20 protein-coding genes are annotated in these 19,630 nt (G+C 66.6%); 11 read left to right on the top strand and 9 right to left on the bottom strand.

Annotation, left to right across the window (positions count from 1 at the left end):
- Positions 1 to 88: 88 nt before the first annotated feature.
- The 3 genes from C8J26_RS07425 to C8J26_RS07415 all read right to left on the bottom strand — a co-directional run bounded on the left by C8J26_RS07425 (position 89) and on the right by C8J26_RS07415 (position 2,105).
- A complete protein-coding gene (locus tag C8J26_RS07425) occupies positions 89 to 388 on the bottom strand; it encodes a hypothetical protein (RefSeq protein WP_107957354.1) in 300 nt (99 codons plus the stop codon).
- 99 nt (positions 389 to 487) lie between these two features.
- A complete protein-coding gene (locus C8J26_RS07420) occupies positions 488 to 1,267 on the bottom strand; it encodes a transglutaminase-like domain-containing protein (RefSeq protein WP_107957604.1) in 780 nt (259 codons plus the stop codon).
- Positions 1,268 to 1,355: 88 nt separating this feature from the next.
- Positions 1,356 to 2,105 carry a Bax inhibitor-1/YccA family protein gene (locus C8J26_RS07415; protein ID WP_056417614.1) on the bottom strand — a complete coding sequence of 250 codons (750 nt, stop codon included), beginning with the start codon at positions 2,103 to 2,105 and terminating at the stop codon, positions 1,356 to 1,358.
- 122 nt (positions 2,106 to 2,227) lie between these two features.
- Between C8J26_RS07415 and thpR the strand changes: the two genes are divergently transcribed.
- Positions 2,228 to 2,785, top strand: coding sequence for an RNA 2',3'-cyclic phosphodiesterase (thpR, locus tag C8J26_RS07410; RefSeq protein ID WP_107957353.1), 558 nt, complete (start codon positions 2,228 to 2,230; stop codon positions 2,783 to 2,785).
- A 45-nt stretch (positions 2,786 to 2,830) separates the two neighbouring features.
- Positions 2,831 to 3,367 (top strand): superoxide dismutase family protein, encoded by a 537-nt coding sequence (locus tag C8J26_RS07405; protein WP_107957352.1) that lies wholly within the window; start codon positions 2,831 to 2,833, stop codon positions 3,365 to 3,367.
- 215 nt (positions 3,368 to 3,582) lie between these two features.
- Here the strand turns inward: C8J26_RS07405 and C8J26_RS07400 are convergent, their stop codons facing one another.
- The 3 genes from C8J26_RS07400 to C8J26_RS07390 form a co-directional block, all read right to left on the bottom strand.
- The gene (locus tag C8J26_RS07400) at positions 3,583 to 5,181 is read right to left on the bottom strand and encodes a spinster family MFS transporter (RefSeq protein WP_107957351.1); all 1,599 of its coding nucleotides are present in this window, start codon (positions 5,179 to 5,181) and stop codon (positions 3,583 to 3,585) included.
- A 111-nt stretch (positions 5,182 to 5,292) separates the two neighbouring features.
- Positions 5,293 to 6,144, bottom strand: coding sequence for a hypothetical protein (locus C8J26_RS07395; protein WP_107957350.1), 852 nt, complete (start codon positions 6,142 to 6,144; stop codon positions 5,293 to 5,295).
- Positions 6,141 to 7,352 carry a TIGR04063 family PEP-CTERM/XrtA system glycosyltransferase gene (locus tag C8J26_RS07390; RefSeq protein WP_107957349.1) on the bottom strand — a complete coding sequence of 404 codons (1,212 nt, stop codon included), beginning with the start codon at positions 7,350 to 7,352 and terminating at the stop codon, positions 6,141 to 6,143. The genes C8J26_RS07395 and C8J26_RS07390 overlap by 4 nt, the downstream gene beginning before the upstream one ends.
- A 111-nt stretch (positions 7,353 to 7,463) precedes the next feature.
- Here C8J26_RS07390 and C8J26_RS20410 point away from each other — a divergent pair, with 111 nt between their 5' ends.
- Genes C8J26_RS20410 through C8J26_RS07380 form a run of 3 tightly spaced genes read left to right on the top strand, consistent with a single transcriptional unit; the run spans position 7,464 to position 10,022 of the window.
- Positions 7,464 to 7,622 carry a hypothetical protein gene (locus tag C8J26_RS20410; protein WP_167398793.1) on the top strand — a complete coding sequence of 53 codons (159 nt, stop codon included), beginning with the start codon at positions 7,464 to 7,466 and terminating at the stop codon, positions 7,620 to 7,622.
- Complete coding sequence (locus tag C8J26_RS07385; protein ID WP_107957348.1) at positions 7,615 to 8,982, top strand: putative O-glycosylation ligase, exosortase A system-associated; 1,368 nt, start codon at positions 7,615 to 7,617, stop codon at positions 8,980 to 8,982. Before C8J26_RS20410 ends, C8J26_RS07385 begins: the two co-directional genes overlap by 8 nt.
- Positions 8,979 to 10,022 (top strand): acyltransferase family protein, encoded by a 1,044-nt coding sequence (locus tag C8J26_RS07380; RefSeq protein ID WP_107957347.1) that lies wholly within the window; start codon positions 8,979 to 8,981, stop codon positions 10,020 to 10,022. Before C8J26_RS07385 ends, C8J26_RS07380 begins: the two co-directional genes overlap by 4 nt.
- 92 nt (positions 10,023 to 10,114) lie before the next feature.
- Here C8J26_RS07380 and C8J26_RS07375 read toward each other — a convergent pair whose 3' ends face one another.
- Complete coding sequence (locus C8J26_RS07375; protein ID WP_107957346.1) at positions 10,115 to 10,678, bottom strand: type 1 glutamine amidotransferase domain-containing protein; 564 nt, start codon at positions 10,676 to 10,678, stop codon at positions 10,115 to 10,117.
- Between the two features lie 177 nt (positions 10,679 to 10,855).
- On the opposite strand from C8J26_RS07375, the gene C8J26_RS07370 reads away from it, so the two are divergent.
- The 5 genes from C8J26_RS07370 (at position 10,856) to C8J26_RS07350 (ending at position 16,082) form a co-directional block, all read left to right on the top strand.
- Positions 10,856 to 11,806 carry a DNA topoisomerase IB gene (locus C8J26_RS07370; RefSeq protein WP_107957603.1) on the top strand — a complete coding sequence of 317 codons (951 nt, stop codon included), beginning with the start codon at positions 10,856 to 10,858 and terminating at the stop codon, positions 11,804 to 11,806.
- Positions 11,807 to 11,818: 12 nt separating this feature from the next.
- Positions 11,819 to 12,994 (top strand): mechanosensitive ion channel family protein, encoded by a 1,176-nt coding sequence (locus tag C8J26_RS07365; RefSeq protein ID WP_107957345.1) that lies wholly within the window; start codon positions 11,819 to 11,821, stop codon positions 12,992 to 12,994.
- 465 nt (positions 12,995 to 13,459) lie between these two features.
- A complete protein-coding gene (locus tag C8J26_RS07360; protein ID WP_167398806.1) occupies positions 13,460 to 13,894 on the top strand; it encodes a MaoC family dehydratase in 435 nt (144 codons plus the stop codon).
- A gap of 134 nt (positions 13,895 to 14,028) precedes the next feature.
- Positions 14,029 to 15,207, top strand: a complete 1,179-nt coding sequence (locus C8J26_RS07355) for an acetyl-CoA C-acyltransferase (RefSeq protein WP_107957343.1) — start codon at positions 14,029 to 14,031, stop codon at positions 15,205 to 15,207.
- 392 nt (positions 15,208 to 15,599) lie between these two features.
- Positions 15,600 to 16,082 (top strand): pyridoxamine 5'-phosphate oxidase family protein, encoded by a 483-nt coding sequence (locus tag C8J26_RS07350; RefSeq protein WP_055878883.1) that lies wholly within the window; start codon positions 15,600 to 15,602, stop codon positions 16,080 to 16,082.
- A gap of 42 nt (positions 16,083 to 16,124) precedes the next feature.
- Here C8J26_RS07350 and C8J26_RS07345 read toward each other — a convergent pair whose 3' ends face one another.
- A complete protein-coding gene (locus tag C8J26_RS07345) occupies positions 16,125 to 17,357 on the bottom strand; it encodes a polyhydroxyalkanoate depolymerase (RefSeq protein ID WP_107957342.1) in 1,233 nt (410 codons plus the stop codon).
- 163 nt (positions 17,358 to 17,520) lie between these two features.
- Between C8J26_RS07345 and C8J26_RS07340 the strand changes: the two genes are divergently transcribed.
- Positions 17,521 to 19,296: an ABC transporter transmembrane domain-containing protein gene (locus C8J26_RS07340; protein WP_107957341.1), complete on the top strand. Its 1,776-nt coding sequence runs from the start codon at positions 17,521 to 17,523 to the stop codon at positions 19,294 to 19,296.
- On the opposite strand, the gene C8J26_RS07335 is transcribed toward C8J26_RS07340, so the two are convergent.
- The gene (locus C8J26_RS07335) at positions 19,280 to 19,615 is read right to left on the bottom strand and encodes a TfoX/Sxy family protein (RefSeq protein ID WP_107957340.1); all 336 of its coding nucleotides are present in this window, start codon (positions 19,613 to 19,615) and stop codon (positions 19,280 to 19,282) included. The two genes, C8J26_RS07340 and C8J26_RS07335, sit on opposite strands and share 17 nt — an antisense overlap.
- Positions 19,616 to 19,630 lie beyond the last annotated feature (15 nt).

Here is a 19,630-nt window from a genome sequence, read left to right as displayed (position 1 = left end):
CGATTCGATTACGTTGCGCGACGTCCGGGCAACAAAAAGGCGCCGGTCGTTTCCGACCGGCGCCCATTCGTCAGGCAATCATGGTGCGTTATACCTGCTTTTCGCGCAGCGCCCGCTCGGCATCCTCGTCATAGCCCGACGACTTGGCCGGCTCGCTGCCCGACCCCGGCTGAGTCGCAGAGATCGGATCGCTGCCGTCCATCGACTCGTCCAGCCCGTTGTCGAGGCGGGCGTCGGCACTGTCGGGGTTCTTCTGCAGGCGCTTGGCGATCGACTTGTCCTGGCCAGCTTCCTGGCGCGGATCGCGGCCTGAGGTCTTGCCCTCGGCGTCCTTGTCGTCGGGTGCGACCGAAAGGCTGTCGAGTGCGCTCTTGTCTATGTCGGTCATCGCGATTGTTCCTCTTTGAAAACTTTGCGACGACCAACGGTCCAGCGGCAAGAGCGTTCCTGCCCCCCGCCCCCAAAGGTCAGGATGACGGACGGCTCTTCAGTCGAGCGGCGTGACCGTGACCCGCTGCTCCCAGAGATACGCCTGCCCGAACACCGTCATGAACGCGATGTCGGTCGCATCGCGGCCCACGCAGACCCGCGCGATATCGCTGCACGTCGCCATTTTCGTCGCGTCGATCAGCCGCCAGTCGCCCGCCAGCCACAGCTCCGCCACCGCATGGAAATCGGGCGGATCGACGCCGGGGGCATAGGCCGACACGCACCGCGCCGGGATCCCGCCCGCGCGCGCCAGCGACACCAGCAGATGCGAGTAATCGCGGCACACGCCCGATCGCGACGCGAACGTGTCGAGCGCGGTCGTCTCGCCGCTGCTCGATCCGCACCGATATTCGAGCGACTGGTACACCCATTCGGTCAGCGCGGCGGCCAGCGGCCCGCCTTCCAGCCCGCCGAACTCGCGCCCAACAAAACCTTCGAAGCGGTCCGACGGGCAATAGCGGCTCGGCATCAGATACGGCGTCAGCTCGCCGTCGAGCATCCGCGGCGGAGTTGCCGGATACAGCTCGAGCTGGACGCGCTCGCGCGACACCGCGACGATCGACTTATACTCCGCGGTGAAGCGGCCATGCCCGCGCGACCAGCAGCGCTGGCCGATCCCGTCCTCACCGCGGACCGCACGAATCGGACTGTCGGACCAGATCGTCAGCGACTCCGACTCGATCTTCTGGTCGGCCATCGCCGCGGCTTCGATCTGGAGCAGCACATCGGCATCGCCGCTGATCCCGTAATCCAGACGCACGTCGATCGAGAGCCGCATCGCGCGTCCCATTCCTGTCCTGAGGCCAAAAGAAAAGGGCCCGGCGGTGTCCCGCCGAGCCCTGCGTTCGTCACACCCTTAGCGGGAGTTAGTTGCGGCTGCTACCAAACAGACGCAGCACGAACATGAACATGTTGATAAAATCGAGATACAGGCTGAGGGCCGACATGATCACGACCTTGCCGACCATGTCAGTGCCCGCGACCTGCGCATACAGGCTCTTGGTACGCTGCGTGTCATAGGCGGTGAGGCCTGCGAACAGCAGCACGCCGACGCCGCTGATGACCAGCTGCATGACGCCCGACTGCAAGAACATATTGATCAGGCTGGCGACCAGCAGGCCGACCACGCCGATGATCAGGAACGTCCCGAATGCCGACAGGTCACGCTTCGTCGTGTAGCCGTAGAGGCTTAGCCCGGCGAAACCGGCGGCGGTCGCGAAGAACGCACCCGCGATCGACGTGCCGCTATAGACCAGGAAGATGGTCGACATCGACAGGCCCATCAGGACCGCAAAGCCCCAGAACAGCATCTGCATCGTGCCGGTGCTCATCCGGTTCTGGCCGAAGCTCATGCCGAACACGATCGCCAGCGGCGAGAACATGATGACGTACTTCAGGATGCCGCCGCTCATGAACACCTGTGCGGCAGGCGATTCCGCCCCGCCCCAGGCGAACAGCATCGCGACGATGCCGGTCAGCAGCACCGCCGAGCCCATATAGTTGTAGACGGACAGCATGTACGACCGGAGACCAGCGTCATAGGCCTCGGTACGCTGCCCCGTGGCCGTCGTTCCGAACGACGTGGCGCGGGGCCGGGGGTCAGACCAATTAGCCATGGTGAAATCAGCTCCTTTGTCCGGCATCGTGCCGGTTACGGTGAATATCGTCTCTTGCACGACGCTTTTCAAGCAGAGTGGTTGCATCGCAGGCCATAGTGACGGTTAACCTGCCGCCATCCATGATCCGTCTCTTTATCGCCCTCCGGCCCCCGCCGCCTATCCGTCAGAGCTTGCTCGACATAATGGAGGGCGTCCCCGCCGCGCGCTGGCAGGACGACAAGCAGTTGCATATCACGCTACGCTTTATCGGCGCGGTCGAGCGGCCGATCGCCGAAGATGTCGCGGTCGCGCTCAGCCATGTCGTCGCACCCGCGCCGGTCGTCGCACTCGCTGGAGTCGGTCGCTTCGAGAAACGCGGGCGGACCGATACGCTCTGGGTCGGCGTGACGCCGCACGATGCGCTCGCTTCGCTCCACCGCAAGGTCGATCAGGCGTGCGTCCGCGCGGGTCTCGAGCCAGAACGCCGCGCCTATCTCCCGCATCTGACGGTCGCGCGGCTCGCGCGTTCGGCCGGCGTCGGGTTCGCGGTCGATCCGTGGCTGGCGGTACATGCCGGGCTCGCCAGTGCACCCTTCCCGCTCCCCCATCTCGTGCTGTACCAAAGCCATCTCGGGCGCGATGGCGCGACCTACGAACCCGTCGCGCGATGGGCGCTCGATACGCCGCGGGGAACCTGAGCCACGGCGAAGGGTTCGCAAGAAAGATCAACAGGGAGAGACGATATGCGGATTGCGACACTGGCACTGATCGGCGCGGCAACGATGGGCCTTAGCGCCTGCGCCAAGACCGGAATGGACACCGGAACCCCGATGGCGGGCGGCCAGCGCGCCACCGCGACGCTGATGACCGCCAACGGCGTCGACGTCGGGCGCGCCACCGCGACCGAGGTCGCCGGCGGTGTCCGCTTCACGCTCGACGCCAAGGCGATGGCCCCCGGCACGCATGGTGCGCACATCCACACCGTCGGCCGCTGCGACGCACCCGACTTCACGACTGCGGGCGGCCATTGGAACCCGACGGGCATGAAGCACGGCAGCATGAACCCGCAAGGCCCGCACGAAGGCGACATGCCCAACCTCGTCATCGGCACCGACGGCCGCGGCACGATCGGCATGACGATCCCCGGCGCGACGATGGCCGGACTTCTCGACGCGGACGGCGCAGCGTTCGTGGTGCATGCGGGTCCCGACGATCTGATGACCGACCCGGCCGGCAACAGCGGCGGCCGCATCGCCTGCGGCGTGTTCCAGGCAAGCTAAGTAACAGCGCCCCTCGCCAGCAGCGAGGGGCGCCCCTTTCCGTTCGCCCCCCCTTTTTCCGCTCATACCCTTTTCCGTTCGCCCCTTATTCCGTTCGCCCTGAGCAAAGTCGAAGGGTGTGCCCCGAACGGAGGTGCTCGACTTCGCTCAGCAAGAACGGATGGTAGGGACGCACGAATGGATGTGAGGTACGCCGAACGGAAAACAGCAGCCCCCTAAACCGCCTCCCCCGCCGCCCTCGCCCGCGCCTCGCGCGTCGCCTCGGCACGCGGTGCCAGCCGGTACGCTGCCACCGCACAGGCCAGCGTGATCGGCGTCACCACCAGCAACGACAGCATGCCGATCGACAGGCTCCCCGTCAGCGTCGACACCCGCCCCGCCATATACGGCCCGAGCGCCAGCCCGATCAGCGTCGTGCCGATGAAGAACGTCGCGGTCGCCGTCCCGCGCATCCGCGGCAGCACCATGTCCTGCGTCGTCGCCGCCGCAGCACCCAGCGCGCACGACGCGGTCAGCTGCGCGAGGAAGATCCCGGTATAGAAGGCGGTCGGCGCACTGGCGGTGAAGGCCAGCACCAGGAACGGCACCGGCACGATCGCGCCGAAGATCACCACCCACAACCGCCCGGCGGGATTACCGCGCCGCAATCGGTCCGACACCACGCCGCCGATCGTCAGCCCGAGAAAGCCCGCGGTCGCACCAAGGCTGCCGATCATGAACCCCGCCGACGACGGCGTCACGCCAAGCTCGCGCAACGCATAGGGTGCCGCCCAGAAACTCGCGGCATAGCTCAGGAACGCGTTCAGCCCGTACGCCACGACCGTGCACAGGAACGCCGGCGTCCCCACGATCAGTGCGAAGGTCGGCGGATCGCGACGCTTCAACGCCGACGCCCAGGAGAACACCGCATACACGCCGATCCCGATCGCCACCCATTGCGGCCACGGCTCGCCCGCCTCGATCAGCCCGGTCACCGCCGCCGCCACCAGCGCGAGCGCCAGCAGATTATAGCCGAGCGCGCGCGCACCGCCCATCGCCGCACCGATCAGCGTCAGCGGCGGCACGATCGTCACCAGCTCGGCGCCGAACGCGCGGAACGGCGCGGGGTGTTTGTCGGGTTCGGGCAACCCCTCGACCAGCCCGCGGATCGGCTCCTTCAGCGTCGCGATCCACACCGCCAGCAATAACCCCGGCACGCCGACCGCCATGAACGCCGCCTGCCAGCCGACCAGCCCGAGCGGCCCGCCGCCGGGATAGGCCTTGTTCCAGCCCTGCACGATCAGCCCGCCGATGAACAACGAACAGCCGCCGCCGACGTACAGCCCCGCGGAGTAGATCGAGAGCGCGGTCGCGCGCAGCCGCTTCGGGAAATAATCGGAGATGATCGAATAGGCCGACGGGCTCGCGGTCGCCTCGCCGATCCCGACCCCGATCCGCGCCGTGGCCAGATGCCCGCCGGTCCGCGAAAACCCCGACAAGGCGGTCATCACCGACCAGAGCGACAACCCGATCGTCATCAGCCGCACGCGGTGCCAATTGTCCGCCAGCCGCCCGAGCGGGATCCCGAACAGCGAATAGAATACGCCGAACGCGGTGCCGTACAGGAAGCCGAGATCTTGGTCCTTCAGCCCCAGGTCGCGCTTGATGTCCTCCGCCAAGATCGAGATGATCTGCCGGTCGACGAAGTTCAGCACGTAGACGAGGAACAGGATCGACAGCACGTACCAGGCGTAGCGCGTCGCACCCTGCTCCACGGGCGCACCGCGCTCGACCTCGAGTGCCGGCCCAACAATTTTGGTATCCGCGCCCGCCATGATCCCTCCTCGATGTTTTCGAGCTATGGGTATCAGAGCGGATCAGGGAGAAACAGCGGTTTCAGCAGGGTACGGTACGTTCGCCGAGCGGAGGCGCGGCAGCCCACGGGCTCAGTGCGAGCCGATCAGTCCGCGGCGCAGCGCGCCCTTCTCGAGCCGGGTCAGCAGCGCCTCGATCGTCGGCGGCGACGCCGGTTCGGCCACCGCGCGTGCCGGCCGCGCGATCGGCGTCGGCGCGGCGATTTCGACGACGTCCTCCTGCACCGGCAGTGTGCGTGCCTCGACGACCGGCTCGACCGGCACTGCAACCGGCATCTCGACGACCGCCTCTACGGGCGCGACCGGTGCCGTCGAGGGGGCAGGCGGGGGCGCAGGCGCGGTCAGGAACGTCGTCGCCTCCGCCGTCGATTCGATCACGATTACCGGTGCCATGATCGCCTGTTTCAACGGCGACACGGGGCGCACCGGCTCCATCGGTACCGGCGGGATCGCCTTGGGATCGAACGCCGCGAGCGGCAGATCGAGATCGGCCGGGATCGTCCGCTCGTCGCGTCCCCCCGGCCCGACGCCCACTTCCATCATCGGCGTGCCCAGGTCCGCCGCTGACATCGGCTTGCGCGGTGGCGCGTCGGGATGCGCGTCGGCCCGGCGGATCACCGGCACGCCGTCCTCGCGCGGCGCCCGGCGGACCAGGAACCCGCCCGGTCCGAACAGCAGGAACAGCGACGACCACAGCAACGCCGCGACCAGCAGCCCGCTGCCCAGCGCCAGCAAGGCGCGCGCGGTCATCCCCAGCGGCGGCGCGGCGGCGGGCACGAGCGCGGCGACGCCGGTGGTCCATACCAGCGACTCCAGCGTCTCGGTCGAGATCGCCACCACGCCGATCGCCGTGATCAGGCCGCCGGCCACCGCGCCGTACAGCGGCAGCGATCGGATCAGGGGGTAGCGGCCAAGCGCGATCATCGTTTTTCCCGTGCAGCGGCCGCGATCAGCCGTCCATAAAGCGGATCATAACGCCGAATGTTTGACGACCAGTTACGCTCGGTCTTGACGAAATCCCGCCCGCGCGCGCGGCGTTCGTCCCAATCGGACCGATCCGCGAACATGACTGCCAGCGCATCCGCGATCGCCTGCGGATCGTCGGGCGGAAACAGCGTGCCCGTCTCGCCATCGCGGATCAGCTCGCGGTGCCCGCCGACGTTGGACGCCGCGACCAGCCGGCCCTGCGCCATCGCCTCGAGCGGCTTGAGCGGCGTGACGAGATCGGTCAGCCGCATCCGCTTGCGCGGATAGGCCAGGATATCGACCAGCCCGTAATAGCGCTCGACCTCCTCGTGCGGCACGCGCCCGACGAAGCGGATCGCATCCGCCACCGGCGACGCCTCGGCCTGCGCGCGCAGCGCCGCCTCCATCGGCCCGCCGCCGACCATCAACAGCCGCGCCTTGGGCCGCACCGCGACCAGCGCGGGCATCGCCCCGATCAGGTCGTCGAGCCCTTCGTAATCGTAGAAGCTGCCGATGAACCCGACCACGTCCGCGCCGTCGAGCCCGAGCGCCGCGCCCAGCGCATCGTCGCGCGGCGGCGCGGTGCCGAACAGCTCGAGGTCGACGCCGTTGGGCGACACGGTGATCTTGTCCGCGGCGATCCCGCGCGCCACCAGGTCGCCGCGCAGCCCCTCGCAGATCACCGCGACCGCATGCGCGCGCCGCACCGCCCAGGTCTCCAGCGCGCGCGTTGCCCGGTAGCGCAGCGACGTCGCCGTACCCGTCCCGTTGCCGACCGCCGCATCCTCCCAGAACGCCCGGATCTCGTAGACGAGCGGCAGCTTGCGCTTGCGCGCGACGATCAGCGCGGCGAGCGCGTCGATCACCGGCGAATGCGCGTGGAGGATGTCGGGCTTGAAGGCATCGACCGCCGACTCAATCCGTTTGGCGAAGGCTGCGATCCCCGCAACCTCACCGACCGGACCCGGCTTCACGCCCGCCGCCGTCCGGTGGAACGTCAGCCCGTCGATCGACTCGACCGAGGCGGGCGCGACGCCGTGACGCGGGCCGGTGACCGCCGCGACGGTCCAGCCCAGCCCCTCCTGCGCCTTGAGGATCGCGCGCGTGCGGAACGTGTAGCCGCTTTGCAGCGGCAGACCGTGGTCGAGGATATGAAGGATACGCATCGTGGACCGCGTCTGCCACAGATCGCTTAACGGCGCGTCAACCGACTATGGCTACGCACGAATCTCGAGAAACCCGCTACGCAAAGCCCTGCACGCAAAGGAGGCCGTCCCATGATCGACAATCTCGCGCTCGGCCTCAGCCACGGGCTGATGATGCTCGCCGCATTCCTGCTGCTCCGGCGGCCCGATCTCGATCGCGAGCCCGGCCCGCACGACGCCGCCGCCGACACGACTCGCCGCGCCGACCGGACATCCCGCCGCGATGCGTGATCTCGCATTCATCGCCTTCCTGCTCGCGTTCTTCGGCATGGGGTTCAAGCGGCCGTTCCTGCTCGTCCTCGTCTATGTCTATATCGACATCGTCTCGCCGCAGCGGCTGACCTATCTGCTGCTCAATACGGTGCCGATCTCGCTGATCGCGGTCGCGCTGGCGGTCGGCGGATGGATCCTCGCCGACGACAAGCGCGACACGCGGGTCGGCGGGCGCCAGGTGCTGATCGTGCTGCTGCTGCTCTATTGCTGGGGCACGACGCTCGCCGCCGATTTCCCCGCCGAGGCCAAGGAGAAATGGGACTGGGTGTGGAAGGCGCTCGCCTTTGCCGCCTTCCTCCCGCTCACGCTGCGCACGCGGTTGCGGATCGAGGCGCTGCTGGCGTTCATGATCCTCGCGGCGTCGTCGATCATCGTCGTCGGCGGCATCAAGACGATCGCCAGCGGCGGCGGCGGCTATGGCCAGTTGAACCTGATGGTCGACAATAATTCGGGGCTGTACGAGGGCAGCACGATCAGCGCGGTGGCGATCGCGATCATCCCGATCATCATCTGGTTCATGAGCCACGGCACGATCTTCAAGCGCGACTGGCGGCTGAAGGGCTATTGCCTCGCGCTGGTCTTCGCGTGCCTGCTGATCCCGGTCGGCACCTCGACCCGCACCGGGTTGCTCTGCATCGGCCTGCTCGCGCTGCTGTCGATCCGCAACGTGAAGCGCAAGGTCGCGTATCTGGCGATGCTCGGCGTGCTCGGCGTGGCGGCGATCCCGTTCCTGCCCTCCACCTTCACCAACCGCATGAACACGATCAAGACGTACGACGCGGACGAATCCGCCTCGACCCGGCTCGCGGTGTGGAAATGGACGATCGAATACGCCAAGACGCATCCGTTCGGCGGCGGCTTCAACGCCTATCTGGGCAACCACATCCGCTACGACCTGAAGACCTCGCCCGATGCGGGCAGCGCCGGCGCCCCCGCCGCCGCGGCCACCCCCAAGGTCGAGGTCGACAAGGCGCGCGCCTATCACAGCGCCTATTTCGAGATGCTCGGCGAACAGGGCTATTTCGGGCTCGCGCTGTGGCTCGCGATCAACCTGATCGGCCTCGTCCGGATGGAGGTCGTTCGCCGCCGCTACCGCGATCCCGACGGCGCGTTCGCCTGGGCAGGTCCGCTCGCGGCCGCGCTGCAGAGCGGCCACATCGTCTATCTGCTCGGCGCGGCGTTCATCGCGATCGCGTTCCAGCCGTTCATCTACATGCTGATCGGCGCGCAGATCGGCCTCGACACCTATCTCGCGCGCAAGCGGAGCGAGGAGTCGTTCCGGCCGATGCGGCGCGCAACGCCTGCCGCATCGGCATGACCACACGCGCATCCGCCGGCGAACTCCGCGCGCTGACCGGCGTGCGCGGGATCGCGGCGTGGTTCGTCGTCTTCTACCATATCCGGCTCTCGATCGCCGGGCTGCCCATCGCCCTGCGCGACGTCTTCGCCAAGGGCTATCTCGCGGTCGACTTCTTCTTCCTGCTGTCCGGCTTCGTGATCTGGCTCACCTGGAACGATCGCCTGCGGATCGGCGGCATGGCGGGCGTGCCGCGTTTCCTGCAGAAGCGCCTCGCGCGGATCTGGCCGCTGCATCTGGTGACGCTGGCGGGCGCCATCGCGCTGGCGCTCGTGCTGCGCGCGACCGGCCGCGACGACCCGCAATTCGTGTTTCCCGAACTGCCGCTGCATATCGTGCTGCTCCAGAATTGGGGGTTCACCCGCCACCTCGCCTGGAACGATCCGGCCTGGTCGATCAGCGCCGAAATCGCCGCATACCTGCTGTTCCCGGTGCTGGTGATGGCGGTGGACTGGCGCCGCGTGCCGAGCGCGGCTTTGCTGGCACTCGCGGGCCTGCTGCTGCTGGCGCTGCACTTGGCGATAGACTCGCCGACGCTCGGCACCGACATCCCGCGCTACGGCCTGCTCCGCTGCCTGATCGAGTTTACCACCGGCAGTATCGTCTGCGCGCTCTGGCTACGCTGGCGCACCGCGCGTGCGGCGATCGGAGCGGCCATAAGCATCGCCACGGCGCTCATCATCATGTGGATCGCAGGCCTGCCCGAAACGCTCGTGATCCCAGCGCTGTTCGCCACGCTGCTCCTGCTGCTCGCCCTCACCTCGGGCCGACCGCACAACCCGTTCGAAACCCGCACGATCCACTTTTTCGGCGAGATCAGCTACGCGACCTATCTCGGCCACTTCATCCTGTGGAAGGCTTTCAAGCTCGCCTTCGTCGCCGATGCGAACGCGGTGTCGCCCGCCAAGATCGCGTTGTACCTCGGCCTGGTCCTGCTGGCCTCGATCGCACTCTATCACCTGATAGAACGCCCTGCCCAACGCTGGCTCAACAGGCGCTAGCCCACCCTTTCCTTGTTTCCCCGCGAGGCGGGGACCCAGTCTGGGCTCCCGCCTTTGCGGAGAACAAGGAAGAGCGTGCTTCACTCTTGCAATCAGTCGACCGGTTCGTCGGCCAGCTCTTCCTCCAGCGCGGCGATGATCGCCTTGTTGAACGCGGGGATATCATCGGGCTTGCGGCTGGTGATCAGATTGCCGTCGACGACGACCTCCTCGTCGACCACGTCCGCGCCGGCATTCTCAAGATCGGTGCGGATCGACGGGTAGCTCGTCACGCGGCGGCCATCGATCACGTCCGCCTCAGCCAACAGCCACGGCGCATGGCAGATCGCGGCGACGATCTTACCGTCTTCCATGAACTCGGTGATGATCTCGATCGCGCGCTCTTCCTGGCGCATCGTGTCCGGGTTGGCGACGCCGCCCGGCAGCACCAGCGCGTCGTAATCGTCGGTATCGACCTCGTCGAGCGTCAGTTCGGGTGTCGCCGTCTCGGCCTTGTTAATGTCGCCCTTCATGCCCTGGATCGGGTCGGTCTTGATCGACGCGAGCGTGACCTTCGCCCCCGCCGCCTCGAGCGCCTTCTTGGGTTCGAACAGTTCGACGGTCTCGAAACCATCGGCAGCGAGCATCAGTACGCGAGCTTGGGAAAGATCGGTCATGGCATATCTCCAGTGAAATCCAGTGCCCCCTCAACCACGGGCGGCCCGCGTCGTTCCGGAACGATGCGCCGTCCCGAACATTTCCAGAAGACTTCATACGGCGCCCCAAGGACCACCGCATTGCCCACCAGAATCGTGTATTCGGACGACAGCAAGCCCGGCATCACCCGCAAGAAGATGCGGAACGGCTGGGGCTATTTCGATGCCAAGGGCGAGCGCATCACCGACCGCGACGAGATCGACCGACTCAACACGATCGCGCTGCCCCCCGCCTATTGCGACGCCTGGTTCTGTCCCAAGCCCAATGGCCATATCCAGGCGGTCGGCTGGGACGAAAAGGGGCGCAAGCAATATCGCTATCATCTCGGCTTCCGCGAAGCGCAGGAGGCTGCCAAATATGAACGCTGCGCCGATTTCGGCCATGCGCTCCCCAAGCTGCGCAAGGCGGTCGAGTCCGACCTGCGCAAACGCTCGCTCAACCGAGAGCGCGCTGTCGCCGCCGTCCTCCGCCTGCTCGACGGCGGCCATATCCGCGTCGGCAACGAAGCCTATGCCGAGGCGAATGAGAGTTTCGGCGCGACGACGCTGCGCAAGCGCCACGGCGCGGTGAAGGGCGCGACGCTCAAGCTCCAGTACAAGGGCAAGTCGGGCAAGCTACGGACGCTCAAGATCACCGATCGCTCGCTCAGCAGCTTCGTCAAGAAATGCCAGGACCTCGACGAACAGCATCTGTTTGCCTGGCTCGATGATTCCGGCGTCGCGCACCCCGTCACCTCGACCGACGTGAACTGCTATATCCGCGACGTCACCGGCACCGAGTTCACCGCGAAGAACTTCCGCACCTGGGCCGCCAGCGTCGCCGCGTTCGAGGCGCTCGCCTCCGCCGAGGCGGATCTGAGCCTCAAGGCGATGCTCGAACCCGTCGTCGCGCGGCTCGGCAACACGCATGCGATTGCGCGGAAGAGCTATGTTCACCCGTCGCTCATCGCGCTGGTGAAACAGGGCCAATCGACCTTTCGCAAGGCGCTCCGCCTCCCGCGCGCCAAGCGCTATCTCAGCCGCGAGGAATGCGGGCTCATCGCCTTCCTCGAAGCCGGCACGCCCGCGATCATCGCCAAAGCGGCCTGACGAGTATTTCCCATGTCCAATGCAACCACCGCCGCCAAACAACCGATCTTCGACGCAGGCGACGTCGGCAACCAGGCGCAGGGCTTCGTCACCGCCAGCATCGCCTGGGTCCAGGCCTATTGGCTCCAGATCCTGATCGCGGTCGGGATCGGCGCGGCGATCGTCGTCGCGCTGCATGCCGCGCGCCGGTTCGGCAGCAAGCTGTGCCAGCGCCCGCGTGCGCTGAACGGCTGGGGCATGGTCGTCGGCAAGGCGATCGCGCGCACCGGCAATTTCTTCATCGTCATGCTCGCGGCCAAGCTCGTGTCGGGCTATTCCGCCGCCCCCGGCGAGGTCGCGACGACGATCAACTTCCTCTTCACCGTCGCCGCGGTGTTCCAAGCGGCGGTCTGGGTGCGCGAGATCATCCTCGGCGCGATCGAGCACCGCACGCAGTCCGAACATTATTCGGGTGAGGCGCTGCTGTCGGCGATGGGCCTGATCCGCCTGCTGGTCACGTTCGTCGTGTTCGCGGTCGCGCTGGTCGTCGTGCTCGACAATCTCGGCGTCAACGTCACCGGCCTCGTCGCCGGGCTCGGCGTCGGCGGCATCGCGATCGGCCTGGCCGCGCAGGGCATTTTCGCCGACCTCTTCGCCGCGCTCGCGATCATCTTCGACCGCCCGTTCCGCCGCGGCGATTCGATCAGCTACGACACCGCGTCGGGCAGCGTCGAGGCGATCGGCCTGAAATCGACGCGCATCCGCGGCATCGACGGCGAGGAGCGCGTGATCTCGAACAAGAACCTCCTCAACAAGGAAATCCTCAACAACACGCAGCGCAACCACCGCCGCGCGAAATTCATCATCGGCGTCACCTATTCGACCCCGCCCGAGGTCTGCTCGCGCATCCCCGCGATGCTGAAGGAGATCGTCGAGGCCAATGACAAGATCTTCACCCGCGCAGGCTTTACTGGCTTCGGCGCATCGAGCCTCGACTTCGAGGTCCAGTTTGACAGCAAGGGCCCCGATTACGCCAGCTTCTACGACGGCCGCACCGCCGTCGGCATCGCCATCCTCAAGCGCTTCAACGACGAAAAGATTGAGATCGCCTTCCCGACTCAGGTCAACATGATGGCCGCACCCGATGGTTCGGTGGTCATGCCGTATCCAGAGACGGCCCGGCCGAAGTCGGAAGGCGTGACGGCCTGAGTCCCGCTACCCAGCCAGCGGCCGCTGCCGCTACTTGATACACGCGTCACCTAAAATCACCGCCCCACCCCGGCGAAGGCCGGGGCCCAGTTGGAAAGGTCGCGGTAACGTAGCGGAACCTCAGTTAGCAATGTCTCCGAACTAGACCCGGCCGCCGCCGGGGTGGTACCTTAACCGCTCGAACCAACCCCCAAATGTTTCCCCGCGAAGGCGGGGACCCAGACTGGGCTCTCGCCTTCGCGGGAGAACAAGGAAGGGAGAACCGCCCTACGTACGCAGCCCCCACCCTCCTTGGAAAACCACCCTTTAGAACATCGGGTTCGCCGCCCCACCTAGACAAACCCAGCATTTTCCTCTTTCCGGTCAACGCAAGACTTGCGATACCAACGCCGTCGCGCCTAGAGACGCGTCAGCGCACCGCGCCAACCAGAGAGGACCCCCGTGGCAACGATCACCACCGCAGAGATGCAGGCCCGCATCGGCACCGAAACGGTGTCCGACTGGGTCGAGGTCACGCAAGCCATGATCGACAAATTCGCCGACGCGACCGGCGACCACCAGTTCATCCATATCGACCCCGCCCGCGCGGCGCAGACCCCGTTCGGCGGCACGATCGCACACGGCTTCCTGACGCTGTCGCTGATGCCACTGCTCTCGTCGAAGGTGCCCGACGCGCCGACGATCGAGGGCGCCAAGATGGGCGTCAATTACGGCGGCAATTCGGTGCGCTTCCTCTCGCCGGTCCGGTCGGGCTCGAAGGTGCGCGGCAAGTTCAAGCTGCTCTCGTTCGACGAAAAGCGCCCCGGCCAGTGGCAGCAGACCAACGCCTTTAAGGTCGAGATCGAGGGCCAGGAAAAGCCCGCGCTGATCGCCGAATGGATCAGCCAGGTCTTTGTTTGATTTACCATTTCCCCTCCCGCTTGCGGGAGGGGTCAGGGGAGGGTCCGAGATAGCCGCGTTCGGTTCGGCTGCTTTGGCCACCCCCTCCCCCAACCCCTCCCGCAGGCGGGAAGGGAGCAGAAAAGGATATACCCATGCGTTCAGCCGTCATCGTCTCCACCGCCCGCACCGCCATCGGCCGCGCCTATCGCGGCGGCTTCAACAACACCCCCGCCCCTACGCTCGCCGCACATTCGATCCGTGCCGCGGTCGAACGCGCCGGCGTCGATGGCGCTGAGATCGACGACGTCGTCTTCGGCTGCGCGCTCCAGCAGGGCCACCAGGCCGGCAACATCGCGCGCACGTCGCTGCTCCGCGCGGGGCTGCCCGTCACCGTGTCGGGCATGTCGGTCGACCGTCAGTGCGCGTCGGGCCTGATGGCGATCGCCACCGCCGCCAAGCAGATCATCACCGACAATATGGACATCACGATCGGCGGCGGCGTCGAGAGCATCAGCCTCGTCCAGACCCCGCAGATGCGCGTCGCGCCCGATCCGCGACTGGTCGCGATGCACAAGGACGTCTACATGCCGATGCTGCAGACCGCAGAGGTGGTCGCCAAGCGCTATGGAATCAGCCGCGACGCGATGGACGCCTATGCGCTCCAGTCGCAGCAGCGCACCGCCGCCGCGCAGGCCGCGGGCTATTTCGACGCGGAGATCGTCGCGGTCGACGCCAACATGGCGATCGTCAACAAGGAGACCAAGGAGGTCACCTACAAGGACGTGACGATCGCCAAGGACGAGGGCAATCGCGCCGACACCACGCTCGATGGGCTCCAGTCCCTGAAACCCGTGATGGGCCCCGATTTCACGATCACCGCGGGAAATGCGTCGCAGCTGTCCGACGGCTCCTCGTCGTCGGTGCTGATGGAGGAGAAGATCGCCTCGCAGCGCGGTCTCCAGCCGCTCGGTCGCTATGTCGGCATCGCGGTCGGCGGCACCGAGCCCGACGAGATGGGGATCGGCCCGGTCGTCGCGATCCCGAAGCTCCTCAAGCGCTTTGGCCTCAAGATGGACGATATCGGCCTGTGGGAGCTGAACGAGGCGTTCGCGGTGCAGGTGCTCTACTGCCGCGATAAGCTTGGCATCCCCGACGAGCGGCTCAACGTCAGCGGCGGCGCGATCTCGATCGGCCACCCCTACGGCATGACCGGCGCCCGCGCGACCGGCCACGCGCTGATCGAAGGCAAGCGCCGCGGTGCGAAGTATGTCGTGGTGACGATGTGCGTCGGCGGCGGCATGGGCGCCGCCGGGTTGTTCGAGGTTCTGTGATCTTGAAAACCATGCCGCATTCGCGCATGTAGTGAAGCGGCGTTGCATACACCGCCTTTCTTATCTGGGCCTCGGTTGTGTCAGCGGCCGGGGCCCAATACGTTTGGGACTTGGGTGTCAGCCCAAGCCCCTCCCGTGCACCTAGCCTTTGCGCGACACTTCGATGATCTTCACGACCAGGGTCGCGAAGGCGAAGAGCATGCCGAGGATCAGGCACAGATCGGCAAGTTGCATACACCTTACCTTTCTTGTTTGGCAGCAGGACTACTGCCGCGCCCATCATGGCGCGCCTTCTGCGCTTTCGCCAAGCCGCATCGCATTGGACCGCGCAGCGCAACCAACGCCCGCCCCACCCGTTCTCCCAGGCAATCCAAGCCCATAGGAGAATGATGATGGCCGACAAGGATACCCCGCAGGAAATCGCAGCGAAGTTCATCGACAAGCTGAAGTCGAGCCCGTTCGTGATGATCGGCCTCGAGGATGGCCAGCATTCCGAGCCGATGACCGCGCAGATCGACGACGATCAGCCCAATACGCTGTTCTTCTTTGCCGGTCGCGACAACCGCATCGCCAAGGGTGGCGCGGCGATGGCGCAGTTCGTCGGCAAGGGGCATGATTTCTTTGCCTGCATGTCGGGCGACGTGTCGACGTCGAACGACCGCACGCAGATCGACAAGCTCTGGAACAATCAGGTCGAGGCATGGTTTCCGGGCGGCAAGGAAGACCCGAACCTCACGCTGCTCCGCTTCGACATCGACAGCGCCGAACTGTGGGAGACGGACATCTCGATCGGTGGTCGCCTCAAGATGCTGTTCGGCGGCACGATCCGTCCGGACGAGTCGAGCAGCCACGCGGTCGTCGACTCGGTCGCCTGACCTGCCGGTGGGCAGCCCCGCGATCGGGGCTGCCCATCATCATCACCCGTTCGCGGTGATGAACTCCTCGACGACCGGCGCGATCTTGTCGCGCCAGCGCGATCCGTTGAAGATCCCGTAATGGCCGGCGCCTTCCGCGATCAGATACCGCTTCTTCGCATCCGGCAACGCCGTCGCCAGCGTCAGCGCAGCCTTGGTCTGGCCCAGCCCTGAAATATCGTCGCGCTCGCCCTCGATGGCCAGCAGCCCGATGTCGGTGATCGCCGCCGGATCCACCAGCCGGCCACGATGCGTCAGGATGCCGCGCGGCAAGGCGTGCGTCTGGAACACCACATCGATCGTCTGGAGATAGAATTCCGCGGTCATGTCGCAGACCGAGCGATATTCCTCGTAGAAATCCTGGCTCTGCGACGCGCTCGCATCGTCGCCCTGGACGAGATGCTTATACATCTCCCAATGCGAGACCATGTGGTTACCCAGATTCATCGACATGAACCCGGCAAGCTGCAGGAACCCGGGATACACCTTGCGCCCGGCACCCGGATAATTGCCCGGTACCGTCGCGATCACGTTCTGCTCGAACCAGGCATGCGGCCGCTCGGTCGCCAGCGTGTTGACCGCGGTTGGCGCCTCGCGCGTGTCGACGGGACCGCCCATCATCGTCAACGTCTTGGGCCGGCACGGATTCTTGTCCGCGCTCATCAGCGCCGCCGCGGCGTAGCAGGGCACCGACGGCTGGCAGACCGCGAGCATGTGCGTGCCGCCCTGCCCCTCGTTCGCGCCGATCTGCTCGAGAAACGCGATCAGGTAATCGACATAATCGTCGAGATCGAAGCGGCCCGCCGACAGCGGCACGCTGCGCGCATCGCGCCAGTCGGTGATGTAGACGTCCGCGAACGGGAGCATCCGCTCGACCGTCCCGCGCAGCAGCGTGGCATAATGACCCGACATCGGCGCGACGATCAGCAGCTTGGGGCCGCCCTCGACACCCTCACGCACGAACCGCTTCAGCTGCCCGAAATCCTTCCGCAGCACGATCTCCTCGCGCACCGCACCCTCACGCCCGTCGATCACCGTCCGGTCGAGCCCGAACGCCGGCTTTCCGCGAGTCGCATTCGCGTGTGCGAACACCTCCAGCGCCGATCCGATCACCGCCCCGCCCCCTAAATAGGAGAATGGGTTTGCCGGATTGTTGAGCATTTCCGCGCCGAAACTGGCCAGTTTGCTGGCACCTGACATCATCGACCGTTGGAATTCGTAAGCATCGTAGAGCATGCGGTATCCTTCGCCTTTATATAGGCTATAACGGTCGTAACGCAAAAGCGCCGCAGCGCAACGCGTGACTCTACCTATCGCGTCAGGCCTACCCTATCTTCGCAGACGCCGCGCATGGCGGTTGTCGTTGAGCGACACCCCCACGGCTGCTACGCGGTGCCGCATGGCCAAGCCGAACCCCGAAGAGAAGACGTCCCGCCGGATCGGCGATCTCGCGATGGTGTGGCGTCATGCTGCCAACTATCCGCGCCAGATCGCGTTTGCCGGCCTCGCGCTGATGACGACGTCGGCGGCGACGATCGGCATCCCCTACGGCTTTAAGCGCGTGATCGATCGCGGCTTCGGCCCCGGCGCCAGCGGGTCGGTCGGCACGTCGTTCCACTATCTGCTGATGATCGTGGTCGTGCTCGCGCTGGCGACCGCGGTGCGCTTCTATTACGTCTCGTGGCTCGGCGAGCGCGTCGTCGCGGACATCCGCACCAATGTGCAGCGCCACCTGCTCCGCCTGACGCCGCGCTTCTTCGAGGAGAATCGCCCGTCCGAGATCGCCTCGCGACTCACCTCGGATACCGCGCTGATCGAACAGGTCGTCGGCAGCACCGTGTCGATCGCGCTGCGCAACACCTTCACCGGGATCGGCGGGCTGATCTATCTGTTCGCGATCTCGCCAAAGCTCGCCGGCATGCTGATGATCGGCATCCCGCTGATCATCCTGCCGATCGCGCTGCTCGGCAAACGCGTCCGCAACTATTCGCGCACCTCGCAGGACCGGGTCGCAGATGTCGGCTCGATCGCGACCGAGACGCTCGGCGCGATGAAGGTCGTGCAGGCGTTCGGCCAGGAGGACCGCGAGGCGATCCGCTTCGCCGATGCGGTCGGCGCGACCTTCGCCGCAGCACGCGCACGCATCCTGCTGCGCGCGGTGATGACAGCGATCGTCATCGGGCTGGTCTTCGGATCGATCACGCTGGTCCTGTGGGAGGGCGCGGTCGACGTCGCCGCCGGGCGGATCAGCGGCGGCGCGATCGCCGCGTTCGTGCTGACCGGCGGCATCGTCGCAGGTGCGTTCGGCGCGCTGACCGAAGTTTACGGCGACCTGCTACGCGGCGCCGGCGCCGCCGGGCGGCTGTCCGAGCTGCTGCGCGAGACGCCCGAGATCGCCGCCCCCGCCACCCCGGTCACACTTCCGCAACCGCCGCGCGGCGCACTCGCGTTCGAAAACGTCCAGTTCCATTACCCGACCCGCCGCGACGTCGCCGCGCTCAACGGCTTCTCGCTCGACATCAAGCCGGGCGAGACGGTCGCGGTCGTCGGCCCCTCGGGCGCGGGCAAGACGACGTTGTTCCAGCTCGTCCAGCGCTTCTACGATCCCGATGCGGGCCGCGTGACGCTCGACGGTGTCGACCTGCGCGACGCCGATCCCGCGGCGGTGCGCGCACGGATCGCGATGGTCCCGCAGGAGACGATCATCTTCGGCGCCTCCGCGCGCGACAACCTGCGCTACGGCGACTGGACCGCGACCGACGACCAGCTCTGGGCCGCCGCCGAAGCCGCCAACGCCGCCGAGTTCCTGCGCAAGCTGCCCGAGGGCCTCGACACGTTCCTCGGCGAGGGCGGCGCGCGGCTGTCGGGCGGCCAGCGCCAGCGCGTGACGATCGCGCGCGCGCTGCTCCGCGATGCGCCGATCCTGCTGCTCGACGAGGCGACCAGCGCGCTCGACGCCGAAAGCGAGCGGCTGGTGCAGGAGGCGCTCGAGCGGCTGATGGCGAACCGCACCACGCTCGTCATCGCCCACCGCCTCGCCACGGTGCGCGCGGCGGAGCGGATCATCGTGATGAGCGACGGGCAGATCGTCGAGGAGGGCTCGCACGGCTCGCTGATGACCAACAGCGGGCTCTACGCGCGGCTGGCGAGCCTGCAGTTCAACGAGGCGGCTTAGCCTTTTTGGGTTTCGGCAGCGGCAGTTCCGCGGTCGAGATCCGGACGAGTTCGGCAAGCCAATCGGCATCGTCCCAGCGATCGGCGTCGACGAGCAGGCAGGGTTTCGCGCCCGGATAGGGTGGCGCCTCGTCGATCGTGCCTGCGAATGCGCGGCCGCCGGGGGTCGGCTTGACGAACAGCTGGTCGTCGCAGACCAGCGCCACCATCCTGCCGTCGCAATAGACGCCATATTCGCCGAACATCGGCTTTGCGGAGACGTCGCCCGCCGCCGCGAGCTGCTCGACGATGAACGCGACGGTTTTGCGATCGGAGGCCATTTGGCGATGCTCGCA

The organism is Sphingomonas aurantiaca (assembly GCF_003050705.1).
Lineage (GTDB): Bacteria > Pseudomonadota > Alphaproteobacteria > Sphingomonadales > Sphingomonadaceae > Sphingomonas > Sphingomonas aurantiaca.
This window is presented reverse-complemented; position numbering and strand designations above follow the sequence as displayed.

Coding starts and splice junctions, on each gene's coding strand:
- C8J26_RS07405 (WP_107957352.1), top strand. CDS start 2,831: ATGCGGATTGCGACACTGGCACTGATCGGCGCGGCAACGATGGGCCTT.
- C8J26_RS07345 (WP_107957342.1), bottom strand. CDS start 17,357: ATGCTCTACGATGCTTACGAATTCCAACGGTCGATGATGTCAGGTGCC.
- thpR (WP_107957353.1), top strand. CDS start 2,228: ATGATCCGTCTCTTTATCGCCCTCCGGCCCCCGCCGCCTATCCGTCAG.
- C8J26_RS07340 (WP_107957341.1), top strand. CDS start 17,521: ATGGCCAAGCCGAACCCCGAAGAGAAGACGTCCCGCCGGATCGGCGAT.
- C8J26_RS07335 (WP_107957340.1), bottom strand. CDS start 19,615: ATGGCCTCCGATCGCAAAACCGTCGCGTTCATCGTCGAGCAGCTCGCG.
- C8J26_RS07415 (WP_056417614.1), bottom strand. CDS start 2,105: ATGGCTAATTGGTCTGACCCCCGGCCCCGCGCCACGTCGTTCGGAACG.
- C8J26_RS07370 (WP_107957603.1), top strand. CDS start 10,856: ATGCGGAACGGCTGGGGCTATTTCGATGCCAAGGGCGAGCGCATCACC.
- C8J26_RS07360 (WP_167398806.1), top strand. CDS start 13,460: ATGCAGGCCCGCATCGGCACCGAAACGGTGTCCGACTGGGTCGAGGTC.
- C8J26_RS07385 (WP_107957348.1), top strand. CDS start 7,615: ATGCGTGATCTCGCATTCATCGCCTTCCTGCTCGCGTTCTTCGGCATG.
- C8J26_RS07355 (WP_107957343.1), top strand. CDS start 14,029: ATGCGTTCAGCCGTCATCGTCTCCACCGCCCGCACCGCCATCGGCCGC.
- C8J26_RS07395 (WP_107957350.1), bottom strand. CDS start 6,144: ATGATCGCGCTTGGCCGCTACCCCCTGATCCGATCGCTGCCGCTGTAC.
- C8J26_RS07420 (WP_107957604.1), bottom strand. CDS start 1,267: ATGCGGCTCTCGATCGACGTGCGTCTGGATTACGGGATCAGCGGCGAT.
- C8J26_RS07380 (WP_107957347.1), top strand. CDS start 8,979: ATGACCACACGCGCATCCGCCGGCGAACTCCGCGCGCTGACCGGCGTG.
- C8J26_RS07400 (WP_107957351.1), bottom strand. CDS start 5,181: ATGGCGGGCGCGGATACCAAAATTGTTGGGCCGGCACTCGAGGTCGAG.
- C8J26_RS07375 (WP_107957346.1), bottom strand. CDS start 10,678: ATGACCGATCTTTCCCAAGCTCGCGTACTGATGCTCGCTGCCGATGGT.
- C8J26_RS07350 (WP_055878883.1), top strand. CDS start 15,600: ATGGCCGACAAGGATACCCCGCAGGAAATCGCAGCGAAGTTCATCGAC.
- C8J26_RS20410 (WP_167398793.1), top strand. CDS start 7,464: ATGATCGACAATCTCGCGCTCGGCCTCAGCCACGGGCTGATGATGCTC.
- C8J26_RS07425 (WP_107957354.1), bottom strand. CDS start 388: ATGACCGACATAGACAAGAGCGCACTCGACAGCCTTTCGGTCGCACCC.
- C8J26_RS07365 (WP_107957345.1), top strand. CDS start 11,819: ATGTCCAATGCAACCACCGCCGCCAAACAACCGATCTTCGACGCAGGC.
- C8J26_RS07390 (WP_107957349.1), bottom strand. CDS start 7,352: ATGCGTATCCTTCATATCCTCGACCACGGTCTGCCGCTGCAAAGCGGC.